Origin of the sequence: Paraburkholderia sp. UYCP14C (assembly GCF_004197395.1) — a bacterium.
Taxonomy (GTDB): Bacteria; Pseudomonadota; Gammaproteobacteria; order Burkholderiales; family Burkholderiaceae; genus Paraburkholderia.
Genome location: NZ_SELS01000067.1, coordinates 18,287 through 39,659, shown reverse-complemented (window position 1 = coordinate 39,659; position 21,373 = coordinate 18,287). Strand labels below are relative to the sequence as shown.

Genomic DNA, 21,373 nt, shown 5'->3' with positions numbered 1-21,373 from the left:
CGAAGCCCGTCAGGAAAGGCTGATGAAGCTGGCCGCCTGAGCTGCAAAAGCTTGTCCAGACAACCGGAGCCGATACATCGATCGACGAGTCGTCGGTAGCTGCATCGAAACGGCAGCAGCAAATTCGCAGTCTCCTGGAGATCAAGGCAAGTGCGATGTCCACGATCCAGCTCGATCCCACCGCCGACGATACGAAAAAAATCTTTACGGATGCCGAGCAGAACATCGGCAAATGGGGAGACGCCATGGGATCCCTCCTCGCCAGCGCGGATGGAGGGGAGAAGTTCAAGACGCTGATAGAGGGCTGGAAAGCATACGACAGGAAGTCACGGCAAACCATCGAACTGGCCACGCATGATGCGAAAGCAGCGAATGAGCAAGTGACGGCCATCTATCACTCCGACTTCCAGCCGTTCCAGGCGTTGCTCGAGCAGAACGTCGCGCAGAGCGCGGAACGCGCGCGCGAAACCGCTGCAAGCGCGGACCGTGCCCGCGCCAACATGATGTATATCGTCATTGCCGTCATGATCCTCGGCCTGGCGATCGTGAGCGGATCGATCTGGGCATTGTCCCGGACGATCCTGAAGGCGCTGAACAACATCCAGTCGACACTGCAACAGGCGAGCGAAACGCTGGACCTGAGCCAGCGCGTTCCGATCGACACGATGGACGAGATCGGTATAGCCGCGGCCGCCTACAACGAACTGATGAGTCGCGTCGTCGAGGTGCTCGTCACCGTATGGGAATCGACCGAGTCGGTGAGCGTCGCGGCGAAAGAAATCGCGGCGGGCAACATCGATCTTTCGTCGCGTACCGAGGAGCAGGCCGCCTCGCTCGAACAGACCGCCGCCAGCATGGAAGAGTTGACGGGCACCGTGCGTCAAAACGCGGACAATGCACGTCAGGCCAGCACGCTGGCCGCAAACGCGTCGGGGATCGCCGAAGAAGGTAGTGGCGTCGTCCAGCGCGTGGTCTCGACGATGGACGAAATCAAGGACAGCTCGTCGAAGATCGCCGACATCATCGGTATCATCGAAGGCATCGCGTTCCAGACCAATATCCTCGCGCTGAACGCGGCGGTCGAAGCTGCCCGCGCGGGCGAACAGGGCCGCGGCTTCGCCGTCGTCGCGGGCGAGGTGCGCTCGCTCGCGCAACGCTCATCGACGGCCGCGAAGGAAATCAAGGCACTGATCGATACTTCGGTCACACGCGTGCGTACGGGCGTGGACCTCGTCGATCAGGCCGGCGCCACGATGCAGCAGATCAATGTGGCCGTCACGCGCGTCACCGACATCATGGGTGAAATCGCCGCGGCGTCCGACGAACAGAGCAAGGGCATCGATCAGGTCGGTCAGGCCGTCACGCAAATGGACGAAGTCACGCAGCAGAATGCCGCGCTGGTCGAAGAGGCTGCTGCCGCCGCACAGTCGCTCGATGACCAGGCCGCGAAACTGAAGACCGCGGTCGCCACGTTCAGGCTCGGTGACGGAGCCGCTTCCACGCCGGTTCTTTCGCGTGTACCCGTTGGACGTGCGGCCGTGCCGGCGATCGCCCATGCAGCAGTGAAGTCGCGCACAGAGCCGAAAAACCAGCCACGCACCCACGCGCGGGCGTCACCGGTAGCTACGCCTGCTCTCGCGGAGGCGAGCGGCGACTGGCAAACATTCTGATCCATGCAACTCGAACCAGGCCGCGCATCGGCTTTCCGATTTCCGGTGCCGGCGGCGCAGCGTGATTCCGCTCGCCTGCGCTCGCTTGCCAACCAACCGTTACGGCCACATCAACGAGAACGCGGCGCGGCAGTCGACGCGCGCACGACCAGTTTCGGCGCCGACGAAATTCGCATCGGCACGCGCGCCGGCACGTCCTGCGCGCCGCGCTGCGCCTGTCCGTACGACGTCTCGATCAGCTCGCGCAGCAGTTGCACGGCAAGTCCGGCGACCTCGACCGTCGGTACGGCCACGGTCGTCAGCGCGGGCCGCGATTCGCGCGCGAGTTGAATGTCGGTGATGCCGATCACGGACAGATCGTTCGGCACGTGCAGGCCGAGATCCGCGGCCGCGTGCATCGCGCCGAGCGCGGGCAGGTCGTTGGTCGAGAAGATCGCGCTCAGTTGCGGATCGGCTTCGAGCAGCGCGCGCGCCGCGAGGTAGCCGCCGTGGATCGTGTCGACCGCATGCCGCACGCGATTCTTCATCACGCCGGCCGCGCGCAACGCATCGACGAAACCTTCGTAGCGCGCCGCGTGAATGCCCGAAGCCTTGCTGCCGACGATCGCACCGATGCGCCGATGCCCAAGTTCGAGCAGGTGCTCGCCGGCCAGTTTGCCGGCCAGCCGGAAATCGACCGCGACGCACGGCAATCCGGGCGGCTCGGCGGGCCGCTCCCACATGCACAGCACGACCGGCGTGCCGCGCGCTTCGGTCTTGTGCAGATCGGCGAAATCGAGGTTCGCGTTGGTCACGAGCACGCCTTCGGACAAGGTGCCGGCGATCTGGTCGAGGTACGCACGGCCGCTCAGCGGATCTTCGTTCGTATTGCAGATGATCACGAAATGGCCGCTCGCGCGCGCCGCCCGTTCGACCGCGAGCGCGAACTCGGGATAGAACGGATTGGCGATGCTCGACACCATCAGCGCGAGCGTCGGCGCGCGGCCCTCGGCCAGCGCGCGCGCGGCGAGATGCGGGCGATAGCCGAGTGCCGCGACCGCATCGAGCACGCGTTGCCGGGTCGTTTCGCCAACCCGGCCGCGATTGCGCAGCACGTTGGACACCGTGGCCGGCGTGACGCCGGCGTGACGCGCAACTTCGCTGAGTGTGGGCATGTTCTGGTCAATATGTGGGATGACTGTCCGACATTTGCATCGCCGCGCGACTCGCGGCAACATCTGTCGTCGAACCAACGTACAAAACGATATCGGAGACAGACCCAACGATCGCCTTGCGATCGATTTTTCGGTCTTGCTGATTAAGCGCTTAATCTCCGACTTCGCGCCGATTAAATCACGGAGTCGATGCAATGGCGAGCATTTCGTTACGAGGCGTGCAAAAGTCGTATGGCGACGGTGCGCCGGTGATTCGCAACGTCGATCTGGACATCGGCGAAAACGAGTTCTGCGTGTTTCTCGGCCCCTCGGGCTGCGGCAAGTCCACGCTGCTGCGCATGATCGCCGGGCTCGAAGATGTGACCGACGGCGACCTGTCGATCGGCGGGAAGATCGTCAACGACGTGCCGGCTGCGCAACGCGGCGTCGCGATGGTGTTCCAGAGCTATGCGCTGTTTCCGCACATGAGCGTGTTCGAGAACATGGCGTTCGGCCTCAAACTCGCGAAGACCCCGAAGGATGAAATCGAGCGCAAGGTGCGTGAAGCCGCGCGCATCCTGCAACTCGAGGCACTGCTCGAGCGCAAGCCGAAGGCGCTGTCGGGCGGGCAACGGCAGCGCGTCGCGATCGGCCGCGCGATCGTTCGCGAGCCCGGCGTGTTTCTGTTCGACGAACCGCTGTCCAATCTCGATGCAACCCTGCGCGGACAAACCCGAGTCGAAATCGCCCGCCTGCATAAGCAGTTCGCTAAGGCGAGCGTGGTCTACGTGACGCACGATCAGATCGAAGCGATGACGCTCGCCGACAAGATCGTGCTGCTGCATGCGGGCAAGGACACCGAGCGCTACGGCAGCATCGCGCAGATCGGCGCGCCGCTCGAGCTGTATCACCGCCCGAAAAGCCGCTTCGTGGCCGGCTTTATCGGCTCGCCGCGAATGAATTTCCTGCCGGGCAAGGTGGCGTCCTTGGATGCGCAAGGCGTGCTCGTCACGCTCGATCACACCGGCGAGAACATGCGTGTGCCGGTCAGCAGCGCGGGATTGCAGCCGGCGCAACCGGTCACGCTCGGCGTGCGTCCCGAGCATCTCGAGTTCGTCGATGCATCGGCCGCCACGAACCCGGCCGCGTCGCAAGACGGCGTGCTCGCGCGCACCGTATCGCTCGTCGAGCAGCTTGGCGAACACAGTTACGTCCACCTCGATCAACCCGGCGGCGCCGTGTTGATCGCCAAGGCGCCCGGCAACACGCGCCTGGCTCCAGGCGATGCCGCGAGCCTGCGGGTGCCGCGCACGGCCTGTCATCTGTTTACCGAGGACGGCTTCGCGGCCGCGTCGCTCGAATCCGTCGAACACTACGCTTGAAGAACATTGGGGACATAGGGATGCGTGTAGGAGTCTGTTATTACCCGGAGCACTGGCCCGAGTCGATGTGGGAAGACGACGCGCGCCGGATGAAAGCGCTCGGCATCGAGCAGGTGCGGATTGCCGAATTCGCATGGAGCCGGATCGAGCCGACGCCCGGCGAATACGATTGGGGCTGGCTCGATCGCGCCGTCGACGTGCTCGGCGCGGCTGGCCTGAAGGTCGTCATGTGTACGCCGACCGCGACGCCGCCGAAGTGGCTGATCGACCGTCATCCGGACATCCTGCCGGTCGGCGCCGATGGCCGTCCGCGCGCGTTCGGCTCGCGGCGTCACTACGACTTTTCGTCGCCCGCCTATTTCGAGGCGTCGCGGCGTATCTGCACGGCGGTGGCCGAGCGCTATGGCAAGCATCCGGCGGTCGCATTCTGGCAGACCGATAACGAATTCGGCTGTCATCACACAGTGGTCAGCTATTCGCCGGCTGCGGTCGCGCGCTTTCGCGAGTGGCTCAAGGCGCGTTATCGCACGATCCAGGCATTGAACGACGCGTGGGGCACGGTGTTCTGGAGCATGGAGTACCGCGGCTTCGACGAAATCGACGCGCCTGTGGGCACCGTGACCGAGGCGCATCCGTCGCATCGGCTCGACTACCGGCGCTTCGCTTCCGACGAAGTGGCGCGCTACAACCGCATGCAGGTCGAGATCATTCGCGCGCATTCGCCAGGGCGACCGGTCGCGCACAACTTCATGCAACTCTTCACCGAGTTCGATCACTACAAGGTTGCGGCCGATCTCGACATCGCGACATGGGACAGCTATCCGCTGGGCGCGCTCGAAGAGCAGTGGTTCGCGCCGGACATCAAGGCCCGCTGGCTGCGCAGCGGTCATCCGGATTTCGCGTCGTTCAATCACGACGTGTATCGCGGCATGTCGAAGCTGCCGTTCTGGGTGATGGAGCAGCAGCCGGGGCCGGTGAACTGGGCGCAGTGGAACCCGGCGCCGCTGCCGGGCATGGTGCGGCTGTGGAGCTGGGAAGCGTTCGCGCACGGCGCGGGCTGTGTGTCGTATTTCCGCTGGCGTCAGGCGCCGTTCGCGCAGGAGCAGATGCATGCGGGGCTCAATACGCCCGATAACCGGCTCGACGTCGGCGGCAATGAAGCTTCGCAGGTGGTGTCGGAGATTCGCACGGTGCTCGCCGCGAATGCCGACGCGAATGCGTCGATCCGCTCGAAAGTCGCGCTCGTCTACGACTACGAAGCGAAGTGGCTGTTCGAGATTCATCCTCAGGGCGCGGACTTTCACTATCCGCGGTTCGCGTTCGAGTACTACTCGGCGTTGCGCGCGCTCGGACTCGACGTCGACGTCGTACCGGCCGACGCGTCGTTCGACGGCTACAGCCTCGTCGTCGTGCCGCCGCTGCCGGTTGTGCCCGACGATTTCGCCGAGCGTCTCGCACGCTCGGGCGCGCAAGTCGTGCTCGGCCCGCGCACCGGTTCGAAGACGCGCGACCTGCGAATTCCGGCGAACCTGCCGCCCGGCGCATTGACATCGGTGCTGCCGCTGCGCGTGTGGCGCGTCGAATCGATGCGTCCGAACGTGACCGAAGCGGTGGTGCTCGAACAGCAGGGCGGTGCGGCCGACGGCTTCGCGCGGCACTGGCGCGATTTCATCGACAGCGATGCATCGTCATCTTTCGACGTGCGCGCGCGTTTTGCGGACGGTCATCCCGCGTACGTGCGAAGCGGCGCATACCACTACCTCGCGAGCCTGTTCGACGACGCATTGACGGTTCGCCTGTTCGCCCGGATCGCACAGGAAGCGGGCCTCGAAACGTTAGCACTCGGCGACAGCGTGCGCATCAGCCGTCGCGGCGCGCTGACCTATGTGTTCAACTATGGCGATCAAGCCTACACGGTCGACAACATTTCCGACGACGCATTCGTGATCGGCTCCCGGGAGGTGGCGCCGCAAGGGGTAGCGGTCTACCGCTCGCAATAGAAGTCTGGCCGCAGCAATTCCACGCAGCCATTCGATACAGAAGCGACAACGACGTAAAAACCATGAAATGAAGGAGACAGTCAGAATGAAGCTGAAACCACGCAAGATTCTGTTGGCGCTCGCGCTGGCTGCGGTTGCCGCGGGGACCTCGGTCGCCGGCACCGCGCAGGCGGGCACGCTCGCGATGAACATCGCGTACAAGGGCGCGAGCCAGCGCGCGGTGTGGCAGCAAGTGGTCGACGAGTTCAAGAAAGCGCATCCCGACATCGACGTGAAGGTGTCGTTCATCGACGAAGAGGCTTATAAGGTTCAGTTGCCCGGTTGGCTTTCGACTGTCGCGCCCGATATCGTCAACTGGCACGACGGCGAACGGATGGCGTATTACGCGCAGCGTGGCCTGTTCGAAGATCTGACCGGCGACTGGCAGAAGAACGGCTGGAACACCATGTATGCGTCGACGAAGGAAGCGTCGTCGTACAAGGGCAAGCAGTATGCGGCGCCGACCGTGTACTACTCGTGGGGCATGTTCTATCGCAAGGACCTGTTCGAGAAGGCCGGCATCAAGGGCGAGCCGAAAACGTGGGACGAGTTTCTCGACGCCGCGAAAAAGCTGAAGGCCGCCGGCATCGCGCCGATCGCGGTGGCGGGCCGCGATGCGTGGACGCTGGCCGGCTGGTTCGATTACCTCGATCTGCGCCTGAACGGCAACGCGTTCCATCAGAAGCTGATGGCCGGCGAGATTCCGTACACCGATCCGCGCGTGAAGAAGGTCTATACGACGTGGAAGCAACTGATCGACGACGGCTACTTCATCAACAATTCACTGTCCTACGATCTCGACGCGGTGCAGCCGTTCCTGTTCCAGGGCAAGGCCGCCATGATGCTGATGGGCACGTTCATTACGGCGGGTTTCCCGGACAACGTGAAGTCGCAGATGGGGTACTTCCAGTTCCCGATCATCGACTCGAAGGTGCCGACCGCCGAGGATGGGCCGGTCGAATCGCTGCATATTCCGTCGAAGGCGAAGAACAAGTCCGATGCGCACACGTTCCTTGCTTTCGTCGAGACGCCGGAGATCGGCGCGCAGCTCGCCAAGGGTCTCGGCTCGTTGTCGGCGAACAGCAAATCGCCGGAGCCTGAAGATCCGATTTCGAAGATCGGTTTCCAGATCCTGTCGAACACGAAGGGCGGCATCGCGCAGTTCTACGATCGCGACATGACCAAGGAAATGGCCGACGAAGGGATGAAGGGGATGCAGCAGTTCGTCTCCGACCCGTCGAAACTCGACGACATCCTCGCGCAGCTCGAGCAGACGCGTCAGCGTATCTACAAGAAGTGAGCGGCAGCGGCCGCAAGGCCGCTGTCCGATGCATCGCGTTGTATCAGATCGGATCGGGAGATTGATCGTGTCGCATTCCGTCAGCCGTCATAGCGTCGACGGTTCTGTTGAACCCGGCGGGCAGGGCGTGCCCGCGCCGGGCGGTGCGCTGGGCGGCGCGCCCGTCGCGTCGCGCCGGCGCGGCCCGACGCCGACCGCGCGGCGGCAGCGGCGCGCCGCATTTCTGTTTCTCGCGCCGGCCTGCTTCATGGTGGCCGTGTACGTGGTGTGGCCGATCCTCTCGACGATCCGTCTGAGCTTCTTCAACTGGGATGGGATGACCGAGCCGACCTTCATCGGCCTCGCGAACTACATCGAGCTGGTCCATACGCCGACGTTCTATACGGCGCTGAAGAACAACCTGATCTGGCTCGTGCTGTTTTTGCTCGCACCGCCGATGGGCCTCGCCGTCGCGCTGTATCTGAACCAGGCGGTGGCGGGCATTCGCATCGTCAAGTCGCTGTTTTTCGCGCCGTTCGTGTTGTCGGGCGTCGTGGTCGGGCTGATCTTCTCATGGTTCTACGATCCGACCTTCGGCCTGCTCGCGATGATGCTCGGCCACGGCGTGCCGGTGCTCGGCGATCCGCGCTACGCGACGTTCGGCATCGTGTTCGCGGCGCTGTGGCCGCAAACCGCGTACTGCATGATTCTTTATCTGACCGGCTTGACCACGTTGAACGCCGAGCAGATCGAAGCCGCGCGAATGGAAGGCGCGCAGGGCTGGTCGATGCTCTGGCATGTGATCCTGCCGCAGTTGCGGCCCACGACCTTCATGGCGATCGTCGTGACGATCATCGGCGCGCTGCGCAGCTTCGATCTGATTTCGGTGATGACGGGCGGCGGTCCGTTCGAAAGCTCGACGGTGCTCGCCTATTTCATGTACGACCAGGCCATCAAGTATTACCGCATCGGCTATTCGGCGGCGATCGCGGTGGTGCTGTTCGGCATCATGCTCGTGTACATCGTCTATCACCTGCGGCGAATGCTGCGCGCCGAGCAATAAGGAGCCGCTGATGTTTCCGATTCCGATCGACAAATGGAAGCCGGCCACGCGCCGCGCCTACAAACTGACCTTGCCGATCGCACTCCTGATCTGGCTGCTGCCGATGATCGCGGTGCTGGTGACTTCGGTGCGTTCGACCGAAGAGTTGAGCGAGGGCAATTACTGGGGATGGCCGAAGCACTTCGCGATGTTCGATAACTATCGCGAGGCGTTGACGACATCGCCGATGCTGCATTACTTCTGGAATAGCGTGCTGATCACGGGGCCCTCGGTAGTCGGTTCGATCGCGCTGGCGGCGATGGCGGGCTTTGCATTGGCGGTCTATCGCTTCCGCGGCAATTCGACGTTGTTCGCGACGTTCGTCGCGGGTAACTTCGTGCCGATCCAGGTGCTGATGATTCCGGTGCGCGACCTGTCGTTGCAACTCGGGCTGTTCAATACCGTGAGCGCGCTGATTCTGTTTCACGTGTCGTTCCAGACCGGCTTTTGCGCGCTGTTTCTGCGCAACTTCATCAAGCAGCTGCCGTTCGAACTGGTGGAGGCGGCGCGTATCGAAGGGGCGAACGAGTGGACCGTGTTCTTCCGGATCGTGCTGCCGTTGATTCGTCCGGCGCTCGCGGCGTTGGCGATCCTCGTGTTCACGTTCGTGTGGAACGACTATTTCTGGGCCTTGTGTCTGACCCAAGGCGATGATGCCGCGCCGATCACGGTAGGCGTGGCCGCGCTGAAAGGGCAGTGGACGACCGCGTGGAATCTCGTGTCGGCGGGATCGATTCTGGCGGCGCTGCCATCGGTCATGATGTTCTTTGCGATGCAGAAGCATTTCGTCGCAGGATTGACGTTCGGCGCGACGAAGGGGTGAGGATGTTGGCGCGTGAGAATGCTATGTAGAGAAGGGTTGCCCGCGCAAGCGGGCTTTTTTTCGACGTTGCGAACGGCTGCTCGCTCGCTGACTTCTCGATCAACGCTTCTCAGCTGACGCCTAATTGACCCGCTGCATAACGGCATTCAACGCTGCGTGCGCACTATCGAGAGGCCGCTTGCCTTCGCTCGCTTTGCTCGCGAGGTCCGCGGCCTGAGCCATCCATGGATGCGCAAACGCGACGACGCTCGCGCCTGCCGCATAGGCCTCTTTCGTCGCCGATGCGATTGCGGCGAAGCATGCATCCATTTCACCGCTGCGCAACAGCGCCCACACTTGCGGCACGTGAATGATCTCCACCGACGCGGAACGTTCTTGCGCATACCGCGTGAAGAGCTTCCGATTGGATTCGATCGCGCCTTCGGCCGCGCACAGCACCGCGATCTTGCCACCGCCTTGTGCGGCTTCGGCGGCCGTGACAGCCAGCGCGGCATCCGCCCGGACAAAAGGCACGGGCCCATAGCCAATCTCGTCGGCTATGGGCCCGAGGGTTGCGCACGTCAGAACGACGGCATCGGCGTTGCTGGCGAGTTCAAGCAGACAACCGCGCGTTTGCGCTTGTGTGTCGGAATCAAACGTGCCGACACGTTCGACTGCTTCCCGCAGGTCCGCTCGCACCGCATGGCGAAGATCGTCGGGCCGCAGACCCATCTCGGTGGCTGCGTGTTCGAATACCTGGCGGTTGTTTTCGATCGTGTGCAGAAAGGAAATGCGCATGGTTGCCAGCTCCGGTGAAGTTGCCTGAAGTTGCCTGGTTCGGACTCATTGTTCCGACTCGGAGATTCCTTAACAAGGCAACTTCTGCTACCGGTATTGCCGCTACCCCGATCAGCCATCAAACGAGGCCTTCCTCCCTGAAAACAGGAAGGAAGGCGCTTTGCGCTATCAGGCCGGATCAGCGTACTTCAGCGTCCAGCTCAGCGTACGGCTGGCGCCGCCCGTCAACGCGAACGGATTGGTCGTACAGGCGAAGTTGGAGTGCAACTGTCCGATCGGCGTGGTCGACAACGGATTCGTCGCACCGCTGACCGTATCGAACTGCGACAGCGCGCAACCATCGAAACCCATCGCGGCGTAATTCGTCGCGGGGCTATTCGTGTAGCTGACCGAGTAGCCGTCGCCATTTGCCGTCGTGTTCTGGAAGTCCGCGAACGACGTGTAGTCCGTTTCCACCGCGAGGTTGCCCGTCAACGTGCCGGAGCTCAACGTATCGGTGCGCGTGATCGAGCCCTTGGCGAACGTCATCACCGTATGCACCTGCAGATCGAGATCCGTCGTGGACAACGCGTTCTTGGCCGCTTGCCTGAACTTCGCGGTGTCGAACGTGACGACCACCTGACCATTGGTTTGCTGCACGTTCAGATTCTTGTAGTACGTGACCGGAATATAGGTTTTGCCGCCGTACGTGACCTGCGGAATCATCAGCGCGTAGCCGAGGTCCGTCGTGCCGTAGGCGAGATTGTCCGAGGACGGCACCGGATAGTACGGCGTGTACGAGTTGTAGTCGGGCGCCTGGCTCAGGTTCAGGTTGATCACGCGCTTGCCGTCGCGCACCGTGATGAGCGCCGCGCTATACGGGTGCGCGGTGTCGGTCGGCTGGTTGTACCAGGTCAGCGTGTAGTGCGGGAGCGCGTCGAGGTAAGACTGCATGTCGGTATCGGACAGCGGCGCCTTGCCGCTGAAGCCGAGTTTGTCCCACCACGCGTTCACGTACATGTACTGATGCAGCAGGCTGAAGTTTTCGCCCATCACGCGCGGCTTGCCGCGATACGAGTCGGTGCCGCGGCCCTTGACCCACATGTTGACGGACGGCGTCGGCAGCGTCGGGTCGTACCAGAAGTTGCTGAAGCGCAGAGCCGACTTGTAGATGTACGTATAGGCGACCTTCATTTCCTGATCGGTCAGGATGCCGGCATTGGCGGCCGCGGTCAGCACCTCCATGAATGCCGAGTCGCCGTATGGGCCGATCGAGCGACCATAGTTGAAGCCCTGGCCGTTGGTGTTGAGCTGCGGAAGAATCAGGTTGACCGAGTTGCGCAGATACGATTTCAGTTCCGGCGTCAGGTTCGCCTGATTGCCCATTTCCAGCGTGCGCTCGGTCACTTCGCCGATCAGCAGCGTGCTGTAGCGGTCGTAGCGCGCCTGGTCGTAATAGGTGGTGTGAGTGTTCGACGCTTCGTCGGAGAAGCCGCCGGACGAGTCATTGCGGATGTGTTTCGTCAGCGTGTACAGCAGCGCGTCGCGCGCGTTCATCGTGGCGACGGTCGCGTCGCTGGTCGACGAGAACGTCGGATTGCTCCAGCCGAGCTTTTGCCGCAGCCCCGCAATGCCATACGACACCGCGTAGTAGTTCTGCGCGGTATTGAGCGACGCGACGTCGATCGGCGTGCCGGCGGCGGGGCAGGTGTCGGTCTTGCCGCTCGCATCCGCGCCGAACATGTCGCAGAAGGTCAGGCGCGCCTGCAGCGTCTTCAGCATCGCGTCGCTGAACACCTCGTTGAGCATGCCGTGCGACTGGAAGTTGTTGAGCGCGACGAGATAGTAGTACTCGCCCCAGGACGTATTCGCGTACGTGTAATTGGAGCCGGTCATCTGCGTGATCATCGCCGTCGTGATTTTCTGGTACGTCGCCAGATAGTCGGCGTAGGCCGGATCGCCTTTCGTTTTCATGTCGATCAGGATCCACGACAAACCGAGCGCGAGCTTGCCGGGCAGGAATTTGTCGCCGGTGTTGGTATCGAGCACGTGGACCGGGCTGCCGTCGCCGAGATCCATCACTACCTGGGTGAAATCGGACGATTTTCTGATCAGATCGAACAGCGCTCGCATTTGCCCCATCATCGTGATCGAAATGCCGGCGCCGGTCGGCACGCTCGTGTCGGCCGCGCCGTAGACGACGCCGTGCAGCGAAATCGCACCGTTTTTCGAAGGATCGGGTGTGGGAGCCGGCGAATTCGTGGACGGATTGCCGGCGGAAGAGGATGAGTCATTTACACCGCCGCCGCAGGCGGTGAATAAAAGCGCTGTGGCAGCGCTAAGGGCAAAGGCAAGCGTAGTTTTCTTCGGGGAAAGCATTTCGTCTCCAGATTTTAATTGATTGATGGCCTGATTAACTTTTCCGATATTGGACGATTATTTTTTGTCTCCTTTTTAAATGACTGGTGATTTAAATAATCTGGCGGACTGCCAGAAGTAATGCAGTCAAACTAAAACATCAGTTATCACATCAGTCATCAGATGACTTAAATCGTTGGGCAAAGCGACGCCCTGCGTCGAAGATTGAGCCATCCTCGTTGCCAGCCTTGCTTTCGGCCTTGATCCTTATGCTGTCTAGCTGTCTCCTTGGTCTGAGTGTCGCTGAGATGAGGCGCGACGATTACAGGCGACGCTTAATTGCGTTACATAAATATTCTGTAAGACATAGGAGATCATATCTCAAAGCGAATTGCAAGCGGTCTAAAACCACGCCCGCCAGTGATCTCATTACTGTGCGGGGCGGAAAACGCTGGTTATTTCACTGATTGGTCCGCTTTGTCAGGCGTGGATTATTAGGTTGATTTTATGTGAGATACCCAGGGATTATCGATTCGGTTAATTTCGCGAAAGTTGGTTAGGTTGCCGAAGCATTCGCGCGTCGTGAGTTCGGCGCGTTGCTTTCGTCTCCATGCTGGCTTCCTTCGAAAGTGATTACACGGTGGCCGAATTCGTGCTATTCGGGTGCTTCAAGTTAAACGTTTTCTCTGTTAGGTTGAGACCGCCGCGCGCGCGAAAAAATAGCTAGGAATACTGGATATCGAGGGCGTGTTCCGGTCCGTCGCCGCCGTCAATTCACGCGCTCGCCGGCCATCGGATAAGATACGGCCCGCCATGCATTTTTTAGAACGGAAGGAGTGGTTTCAATGATCGAACCGAGCAACGTTTTCAAGGAAAATCTCGCCCAAATGCCGGCGATCGACGGCATCGCACGCATCGATCTGCTCAACGGCAGCGGCGCCGTGGTCGCCAGCATCGAGAACAAACCGGGCAAGCAGGGCTCGCTCGCGGTGTACAACTACCTGCGCGGCGTATTCGGCACGCTCGACGCGAAGGCGGCCGAGCACGGCCTCGCGCTGTTCGCCGAGCACACGGCCGACGCGCGCAACCGTCCGGGCGCGCATCCGAACGTCGACCACCTGCTGGCGATTGCGGCCGGCGGCGAGGCATTGCGAATCGACGTCGTACCGGCCGCCTAAGGCCGCTCAAAGTCGTTTTCCGCTTCTCCAAGGTAGACGTTTTCCTACTGCAATTGCGCATTCCAACGCCCCCGGCGACGGAATTTGCCGCTCGCCAGCGCTGATCGCTCGGTAAAAACCCTCGCTTTTCTCGAAGCCTCCAGATTGGCTTCAGATTCGGCTTCTGTTCGGTGAATTGAAAAGCGGGGGGCCGGCGCACACTGGATTCGTCCCGTCGCGCTTAGCGCGCTTTTCCGTCAGGAGCCCCTGATGTCATCCCGTCACAACAAACCCCGCCGGTTCGACGCCGACCTGCCGGAACCTGGCAACTCCGAACGGGATCAGCCGACGCCCGGTCCGGACGACCACGCGATGCGCGAACTGCAGCGCGGTTCCGAAGCCATCCTGCGTCTTGCAACGCAGGCGCACGCGGCCGTCGCCCGAAGCGACCAGGCGAGCGCGCAAGCCGCACGTCAATCGCTCGAAACGGAGTTGACCTTCACCACCGCCCTGATCGACGAAATGCTGTTCGGGGCGCCGGAGCGGTCCACCCTGCATTGACAGCCCGCGCGACAGCAGCACCGTACTAACCCGTAGTCCCGACGTTCCGGAAACTGACATGAGCGCTTTGACCGTCATTCTTTGCATCTGGGCCATGGTCGCCTTTTGCGCGGTCCTGTTCATCCGTGGCGCAAGTCCGCGCGTCGAGCGGAAGGCGGCACGGCCACGCGTCCGTGCGTCGCGCTACTCGATTGCCGAGTAACGCGCACGAGCAACGACGCGGAACCAACGGGGTAACATGAGGAGCGCCGGCGTCACTGCCGGCCGGCACCGACGATGTTCCCTCCGGAGGTTCTCGTATGGACACACATTCGATTCTAGGCATGCTGCATGCCGAAGAGGCTTTGCTGGTCTCCATCGTGCGGTCGCTGCCCGACGATATCAAGCGCAAGATCGCCAACGATTTTCACGAGCAGGCGCAACTCGCCGAAAGCTCGCATCTGAACCCCACCACGAACCGCGAAACGAGCGACGCGTTCAAAGCCCACGTCCGGCGTCTGTCGAACATGCTTGCTTCGTTGTCTTAACCAAGTCGACGTTCGCGCGGCCGAGCCGAATCTTCCGGCTTGTTCTCTCGCCGGCGAAGGTCGGCTTCGCCGGCATGCCCGGCATGCCGCAGCTGACGGGGTGCGAGTTTGCGCCCGGATCGCATCGCAGGCTTATTTGGGGGCAGCTTAAGGCTGACTTAAGAAAGCGACCCTAGGCTGCCCCGAGCCTCATGCAGCGTCTTCCGCAGTGCCTGGAGACGCTGATTCAACGAAACCACCTCGTCGTGCGTGCCCTTCGGGCATGCGACGCTCGACAGTCGTTCCTGATCATGCCCCTATCTGTAGCTCGCCTTCTGCCCGGGCGCGCCAGCAAAATCATTGTCGTATGCGCGATGAGCTCGGCGTGCGCGGCGTATCTCGTCACTCATGAACGCGCTGCGCGCAACGACGAACCCGACGTGTCGCTGCTGAGCAAGGACTCGACGAAGGCCGTTGCGGGTGCGCCGATATCGGCGTCGACCCCGGCACCGGCTGCGCCGATTGCGCCAGCCCCCGTGTTCACCGTCAAACAGGCGCCGGTCGAGCGTACATTCGCGGCGGCCGCGCAGAGCATCGGCGTCGATGCGGGCACCACAGCCATTCTGTCGCGCGCGTTTCGCGGCGAACTCGATCTGTCGCGCGATCTGCAGCCCGGCGACCGCGTGAGCGCCGTATTCGACGACAGCGGCGACAACAGCAAAGACGCATCGAACGAACCGCTCGCGGTGCGCATCGTACGCGGCTCGACCACACACGACGTGTTCCTTCACAAAAGTCTTCAGGGCCAACCGTTCTACTACTCGAAAGACGGCATCAGCACCGGGCCTAGGTTCGAGCGCTATCCGCTCGACTTCACGCGCGTGTCGTCGGCTTTCTCGTTGCGGCGCTTCGATCCGGTGCTGCATCGTTGGCAGAGTCATGACGGTGTCGACCTTGCGGCGCCGGCCGGCACGCCCGTGCACGCGACCGCGCGCGGCGTGATCCGCTTTATCGGCCGTCAGTCCGGTTATGGCAACGTGGTCGTGATTCAGAACCCCGCACCGTTTTCGACGACGTTCGCGCATCTGTCGCGCTTCGCGAAAGGACTGCGCGCCGGCAGCCGCGTCATGCGCGATCAGGTGATCGGCTACGTCGGCAAGACCGGTTGGGCGACCGGGCCGCATCTGCACTTCGAGGTCCACGTGAACGATGTGCCGCAGGATCCGCTCAAGGTCGACCTGCCGCAAAAGTGCTCGCTTGCCGCCGATGAATTACGGCAGTTCGAGTCGCGTGTCGAGCAATTGACCGCACTGCTGTAAGCCGCTTGTCGTCTCAGCTTTGCGACATGCCGGTCAGCATGACCTGGGCGCAATTTCATCGCATGACGCGCCGGCAATTCTGACCGGGACGTGTCGCAAACCTTGACCTGTCAATACGCGTTCGGGTATTCCCGCGCGCGTCGAACGACGGGTGTGAACCAGCACGAAGGCATCCGGGATATCCACGCGGCGTCTCATTTCCGATGCATCGCGTGCGGTCAGGACCGCTTCGACGCGCTTCGGGAAGCATCCGTCCATGCGTGGCAAGGCTTCGCCCCGCCATGGCATAGCCGTTGCAATAACGAAAGCACAAGAACTACACATGTTGCAGCCGGGATTTCAAGCAATGAACAAATACCGACAGCAGCAAAATTCTTCGCGATTCGCGCTCGGGGACGCTGGCGCAACTCGCGAGGTGCGGCGGGGTTAGCACCAAACGGATGTCGACAAACTACGACGACGCGAGTGGACGATACGGTCGCATCTACCGTCCACTCGCGATCGCGACGGCGTGAAGCGATGACCCCGCCATTTTTTCCGTGTTTACGGACGAATCCAAACTCGCGGCGACTCCAGGCAAAGGGGCGCTTGCGCGCGGGCCAGCGGGCTGCGAAGATCATGCTAACTCCTGCCGTTTCCGGAGCCGCGACACGTCTGAGGTTTGCCACAGTCAGTTGCAGTCGCACCGTTGAAGCTGCGCCGCTCGATCCGCGCCGCTGCCGTTCAGACCGCGCAGTCGGTCACGCGAATGCGCGCGCAGGAGTGCTCACTACACGGTATGCATCCGCTGCGCCAAGGAATTCCATGTTAGCGTCGAGCCCGTTTCCGTCATTGCTGCACCACGCAAGCCTGTGGCTACAAGGCTATGCGCTCGTGCTGGTCATGATGGGACTCGGCGCGCTGCTCGAGCGTCGCTGGCCGGCCACGTTGCTGCAATCGCGCGCGGGGCAGCGTCTGAACATGGCGTACGCGGGCTTGTATCTGGCGTTGGTGGAAGCCACCAAGCCGCTCACGGCGGCCGCGAGCGTCGCGATCGTGAATGCGCTCGGCGGCGGGATGGTGGTGCTGGTATCGCGCGGGTGGGGCGCGCTTGCTTCGTTCGTGATCGTGCTGCTGACGATCGATTGCCTCGAATACGCGTTTCATCGCTTGCAGCACACGTTGCCCATCCTGTGGAAGCTGCATTCGTTCCACCACAGCGCGGTGGATTTCAACGTGACGATCACGTTGCGGCATCACTGGATAGAAGTGCTGCTCAAGGGCTGCCTGCTTTATCCGCTCGTCGGCGTACTGTTCAAGGTCGAGCCGTGGATCGTCGGTGCGACTTCGATCGTGTTCATGTTCGGCAACTACTTTGCACACCTGAATCTGCGCGTGGATCTCGGCCGCTACGTCACGTGGGTCAACAATCCGCAGTATCACCGTTTGCATCACTCGATTCGCGCCGAGCATTTCAATCACAATTTCACGCAGCTACTACCGATGTGGGATCACGTGTTCGGCACCCGCTGGGTGCCCGCGAAACACGAGTGGCCCGCCACCGGTCTCGACGATGGCACGCAGCCGAGTTCGCTGCTCGGCGCGTTCAGCTGGCCATTGGGACAGCACGCGGGGCGCGATCCGCTGCCCGTTCGCAAGCCGCTTGCCGTGCTCGACAAGAAAGCGAAATAGCCTGACTCAAGCGGGTTGCGCGCCGCGCACCGCCTTGCCGCCCAGCAGCGACACGATCAGCGTGGCCATCACGAGCACGCCCAACGCCGCGCGCAAGCCGAGCACGCCGGCGCCGAAACCGATCAGCGGCGGCCCGACCAGAAAGCCCGCATAGCCGAAGGTGGCCGCCATCGACACGCCGATCGCCGGCGTCGCGCTCGAGCGACCCGCCGCGCTGAAAATTACCGGAACGATATTCGCGAGACCGATGCCGACCATCGCGAAGCCGACGCACGCGGTCAGCACGGTCGGCAGGCTCAGCACCAGCGCGAGTCCGGCGAACGCGATCAGACCGCCGAGCGCGACGACCTTGCTCGAACCGAAGCGTCGCACCGACGCATCGCCGGCGATCCGGCAGGCCGCCATCGAAAGCGCGAACGCGGAGTAGCCGATCGCGGCGACACTCGCTTCCTGGTTCAGAGTGGAGCGCAGGTACACCGCGCTCCAGTCGGCCACCGCGCCTTCGACGAGCATGCACATGAACGCGAGCAGCGCCAGTTTCATTACGCCGCTGTCGGGCCATGCGAAGCCGCTCGACGCGACGGCCGCCCGCGGACCGATAGCGCGCAACGCAAACGACGCTGCGAAGATGATCAGGGCCGCGATGAACAGATCGGGCGCGAGCAGGCCGCCCGCGACCCCGACGCCGCCTTTCTGCAGCATCGCGCCGCTCGCCGCGCCAAGCAGGCCGCCCGCGCTCCACGCGGCGTGAAACGACGACATGATCGGCGCGCGCCAACGCGTCTCGATTGCGCTCGCATGGCCGTTCATCGACACGTCGAGCGCGCCGTTCGACGCGCCGAGCGCAAACAGCACCACGCACAACGTCAGCATGCCGGGCGCGATCGCGGGCAACGGCAGCGCGATCGCGAACGCCGCGCCGAGCAGCGCGGTGGCGCGGCCGCTGCCGAGGCGCGGCGCGAGTTGTCCCGCGAGCGGCATCGCGACGATGGCGCCGAGCGCAAAGCAGAACAGCGCGATGCCGAGCGAGGTGTCGCTGAGCGCCAGACTTTCTTTGATGCGCGGCACTTCCACCGCCCATGCGCCGATACCGAAACCGTTGGCGAGAAAGACCGCGAGCGTCGCGATGCGCTCTCTGACGAGTGAGTTCATGGGCATGCCACCATCACGTTGTCGCAGACGGCCTGCAGGCTCGCGATACGAGCGCCCGGCACATCCGCCTCGACGAACAGGTAATCGACCGCCGACACGGGAGCTACCGCGAACGGCGCCGCGGTGATCAGCTTTTCCGAGGTCAGCGCGATGGCGATCTGGCCGCTCGCTTTGACCATCGCGCGTTTTAGTTCGGCGTCCTCTGCGTCGAATGCCGCAACGCCTTCGTCGGGATCGAATGCGCAGGCGCCGAGAAAGCAGAGGTCCGCGCGGATCTGCTGGATCTGCAGCAGCGCGGTCGCGCCGAGCGAGCCCGCCGCGCCGCCGGCGATGCGCCCGCCGATCAATATCACGTCGATGCCCGGGCGATTCAGCAGGCGCGCGCAGGCCTCGGGAGAATTCGTGACGACGGTCAGGCCGGCGTCGTCCGGCAGCGCCTCCGCGATTGCGACGTTCGTCGAGCCGGCGTCGAGCAGCACGATCTGCTTCGGGCGAACGATCGATACGGCCGCCGCGGCGAGGCGCGCCTTGCGGTCGACCGCCTCGTGCATGCGCAGCGCCGCGGGTTTGTCGGCGGGCGACATCAGCAGCGCACCGCCATACACGCGTTTGCAGTGGCCCTGATCCGCGAGATCGCGCAGATGGCGGCGCACCGTGTGCTCGGAGATCTGCAACTCGGCGGCAAGCTCGGCCGCGAGCACGCGACCATGCGTGCGCAACCGCTCCAGAATCAACGCTTCGCGCTGCTCGGGCAGTAGCCCGTTGAGCGCTTCTTCCCGGGTTCGCTGCATGAGTCTCGTCTCCGTTTCGGCATAAAACGATCATAAACGAGCAAAATGTATCGTAAACGCTCGTGAGGCGCAAGCGGGTTTGACGCGGCGAATGCTGATTTCACGCGACTCCGTTCGGTTTCGGTCGTGACTCGCGGCCGAAAGCCAGCCGGTCGAGCAGCCATACCGCGGCGAGCGTTGCGCCCATCAGCGGGAAAACGATGGCGAGCAGCGCGAGGGCGATTTTCCAGCCGCGCATCGGCGGCGCGGCGCGCTCGCGCGACGGTGCGCCGAGCGCGCGCTGCGGTCGACGTATCCACCACATCACGAAGCCGGTCACCGCCAGTGCGGCGAGGCCGACAGAAATGGCCGCGCACAGTATCTGGTTCGCGACGCCGAAGTAGCGACCCATATGTAACGACGTACCGTACGACACGGCCTTCGCGATCGCGCCGTAATCGTCGTAGCGAATGTCCTCCAGGAATGCGCCGCTGTATTGGTCGACGTACAGCGTGCGTTCATCTTTCGGATTCGCGGGGAAATAGGACAGCGTGTAGACGCCGGTTGCGGAGTTCGGCAGCACGATGCTGTAGCCGTCCGCGATGCCGAGCGACGCGGCGAGCGCGACGAGATGGCCGAGCGACAGCGGCTGTGCCGCGTCCGTGGGTGCGGAAGAGGGCACGTTCGAGCTGCCCACGGCCCACGGCTTTAGTGGCAGCGGCAGGTCGTCCATGACCATGCCGGGCATCGAATCCATGTCGGCGTGCGTGGCCTGCGCGAGCGCGGCGCTCGGGTGGTCCGGATGGTCCGGGAGCGCTCCCGGGACGATGGAGCGCAACGGCAAGCCGCCCCATGCGCCCGGCGGCGCGCCAAGCTTCGTCGCGGTCGCGAACGCCTTGAACTGCTTGCCCCACGAGCCGGTCCACGGCAACCCCGTCAATACGAACGCGAGTGCGCCAAGCGCTAGCCAGATGCCGATCGTCCCGTGAAGGCTTTTCCATAACGGGCGTCCTTTCAGCGCCGGGCGCGGCAGCAGCACAGCGCGTGCGGTCGTTTTACCGCGCGGCCACCATAGTGCGATGCCGGAGCCGATCATCACGAGCGTCCAGCATGCGACCAGTTCCATCAGTAGTTCGCCGGGCTTGCCGAGCAGCAGCTTGCGATGGAGCATGCGATCCACCTGCATCAAGCGATGCTCGACGCTCAGCGTGCCCAGCACATCGCCGTCGTACGGATTCAGATAGACGCTCTGCTGCGTGCCGTCCGCGAGGCGAAACACGAATTCGGCGCTGCGCTGCGGATCGCGTGTGATCACGGCGGTCGTCGCGGCCGAGCCGGGCGGCATCGCCGCGCGCGCTTTCGCGAGCAGTGCGTTATCGGGCAGCCTGGGCACCGCTTGCGGTGCGACCACCATTTGCTGTCGATACAGCAGCGGCTCGATTTGCGGCTGAAAGCAATACAGCGTGCCGGTGATGGCGAGCACGAGTAAAAAGGGCATCACGAACAGGCTCGCGTAAAAATGCCAGCGCCACAGTGTTCGATAGCCTGGATGTGTCGTGCCGTTCGTGGCGGCAGCGGTTGTACCGTTCTGCGCGCGCACGCGTTCGGCGGTTTGAGTCGTGGACATGAAAATCCTCGTCGGGCAAATGGGGCGATGGGTTCGTGTGCGACGGGCTGACTGCCGCGTCTGGCGTC

17 protein-coding genes are annotated in these 21,373 nt (G+C 63.0%); 11 read left to right on the top strand and 6 right to left on the bottom strand.

Annotated elements, in window-relative coordinates; all coding sequences use genetic code 11:
* The first annotated feature begins 155 nt into the window (after positions 1-155).
* Entirely contained in the window at positions 156-1,670 is a 1,515-nt protein-coding gene (locus tag EVC45_RS37015; RefSeq protein WP_129963080.1) for a methyl-accepting chemotaxis protein, read from the top strand.
* 110 nt (positions 1,671-1,780) lie between these two features.
* On the opposite strand, the gene EVC45_RS37010 is transcribed toward EVC45_RS37015, so the two are convergent.
* Complete coding sequence (locus EVC45_RS37010) at positions 1,781-2,824, bottom strand: LacI family DNA-binding transcriptional regulator (RefSeq protein ID WP_129963079.1); 1,044 nt, start codon at positions 2,822-2,824, stop codon at positions 1,781-1,783.
* 194 nt (positions 2,825-3,018) lie between these two features.
* Here EVC45_RS37010 and EVC45_RS37005 point away from each other — a divergent pair, with 194 nt between their 5' ends.
* The 5 genes from EVC45_RS37005 to EVC45_RS36985 all read left to right on the top strand — a co-directional run bounded on the left by EVC45_RS37005 (position 3,019) and on the right by EVC45_RS36985 (position 9,428).
* Positions 3,019-4,185: an ABC transporter ATP-binding protein gene (locus EVC45_RS37005; RefSeq protein ID WP_129963078.1), complete on the top strand. Its 1,167-nt coding sequence runs from the start codon at positions 3,019-3,021 to the stop codon at positions 4,183-4,185.
* 20 nt (positions 4,186-4,205) lie between these two features.
* Positions 4,206-6,185 (top strand): beta-galactosidase, encoded by a 1,980-nt coding sequence (locus EVC45_RS37000; RefSeq protein ID WP_129963077.1) that lies wholly within the window; start codon positions 4,206-4,208, stop codon positions 6,183-6,185.
* Positions 6,186-6,270: 85 nt separating this feature from the next.
* On the top strand, positions 6,271-7,524 hold the full coding sequence (locus EVC45_RS36995; RefSeq protein ID WP_129963076.1) for an ABC transporter substrate-binding protein: 1,254 nt from the start codon (positions 6,271-6,273) through the stop codon (positions 7,522-7,524).
* A 67-nt stretch (positions 7,525-7,591) separates the two neighbouring features.
* Positions 7,592-8,566, top strand: coding sequence for a carbohydrate ABC transporter permease (locus EVC45_RS36990; RefSeq protein ID WP_373683111.1), 975 nt, complete (start codon positions 7,592-7,594; stop codon positions 8,564-8,566).
* A 10-nt stretch (positions 8,567-8,576) separates the two neighbouring features.
* Positions 8,577-9,428 carry a carbohydrate ABC transporter permease gene (locus EVC45_RS36985; RefSeq protein ID WP_129963074.1) on the top strand — a complete coding sequence of 284 codons (852 nt, stop codon included), beginning with the start codon at positions 8,577-8,579 and terminating at the stop codon, positions 9,426-9,428.
* Between the two features lie 120 nt (positions 9,429-9,548).
* Here the strand turns inward: EVC45_RS36985 and EVC45_RS36980 are convergent, their stop codons facing one another.
* Both EVC45_RS36980 and EVC45_RS36975 read right to left on the bottom strand, forming a co-directional pair.
* The gene (locus EVC45_RS36980) at positions 9,549-10,205 is read right to left on the bottom strand and encodes an arylsulfatase (protein ID WP_129963073.1); all 657 of its coding nucleotides are present in this window, start codon (positions 10,203-10,205) and stop codon (positions 9,549-9,551) included.
* A gap of 168 nt (positions 10,206-10,373) precedes the next feature.
* On the bottom strand, positions 10,374-12,563 hold the full coding sequence (locus EVC45_RS36975) for a hypothetical protein (RefSeq protein WP_129963072.1): 2,190 nt from the start codon (positions 12,561-12,563) through the stop codon (positions 10,374-10,376).
* 824 nt (positions 12,564-13,387) lie between these two features.
* Between EVC45_RS36975 and EVC45_RS36970 the strand changes: the two genes are divergently transcribed.
* From EVC45_RS36970 to EVC45_RS36950, 5 genes are all read left to right on the top strand, one after another.
* The gene (locus EVC45_RS36970) at positions 13,388-13,720 is read left to right on the top strand and encodes a DUF2322 family protein (RefSeq protein WP_129963071.1); all 333 of its coding nucleotides are present in this window, start codon (positions 13,388-13,390) and stop codon (positions 13,718-13,720) included.
* Positions 13,721-13,969: 249 nt separating this feature from the next.
* Positions 13,970-14,260 carry a hypothetical protein gene (locus tag EVC45_RS36965; RefSeq protein ID WP_129963070.1) on the top strand — a complete coding sequence of 97 codons (291 nt, stop codon included), beginning with the start codon at positions 13,970-13,972 and terminating at the stop codon, positions 14,258-14,260.
* Between the two features lie 299 nt (positions 14,261-14,559).
* On the top strand, positions 14,560-14,787 hold the full coding sequence (locus tag EVC45_RS36960) for a hypothetical protein (RefSeq protein ID WP_129963069.1): 228 nt from the start codon (positions 14,560-14,562) through the stop codon (positions 14,785-14,787).
* A 353-nt stretch (positions 14,788-15,140) separates the two neighbouring features.
* Positions 15,141-16,085, top strand: a complete 945-nt coding sequence (locus EVC45_RS36955; RefSeq protein WP_129963068.1) for a M23 family metallopeptidase — start codon at positions 15,141-15,143, stop codon at positions 16,083-16,085.
* A gap of 804 nt (positions 16,086-16,889) precedes the next feature.
* Positions 16,890-17,756: a sterol desaturase family protein gene (locus EVC45_RS36950; protein ID WP_129963067.1), complete on the top strand. Its 867-nt coding sequence runs from the start codon at positions 16,890-16,892 to the stop codon at positions 17,754-17,756.
* A gap of 6 nt (positions 17,757-17,762) precedes the next feature.
* On the opposite strand, the gene EVC45_RS36945 is transcribed toward EVC45_RS36950, so the two are convergent.
* From EVC45_RS36945 to EVC45_RS36935, 3 genes are all read right to left on the bottom strand, one after another.
* Complete coding sequence (locus tag EVC45_RS36945) at positions 17,763-18,908, bottom strand: MFS transporter (protein WP_129963066.1); 1,146 nt, start codon at positions 18,906-18,908, stop codon at positions 17,763-17,765.
* The gene (locus EVC45_RS36940) at positions 18,905-19,699 is read right to left on the bottom strand and encodes a DeoR/GlpR family DNA-binding transcription regulator (RefSeq protein ID WP_129963065.1); all 795 of its coding nucleotides are present in this window, start codon (positions 19,697-19,699) and stop codon (positions 18,905-18,907) included. Before EVC45_RS36940 ends, EVC45_RS36945 begins: the two co-directional genes overlap by 4 nt.
* 100 nt (positions 19,700-19,799) lie before the next feature.
* Positions 19,800-21,305: a PepSY domain-containing protein gene (locus tag EVC45_RS36935; RefSeq protein ID WP_129963064.1), complete on the bottom strand. Its 1,506-nt coding sequence runs from the start codon at positions 21,303-21,305 to the stop codon at positions 19,800-19,802.
* Between the last annotated feature and the right edge of the window lie 68 nt (positions 21,306-21,373).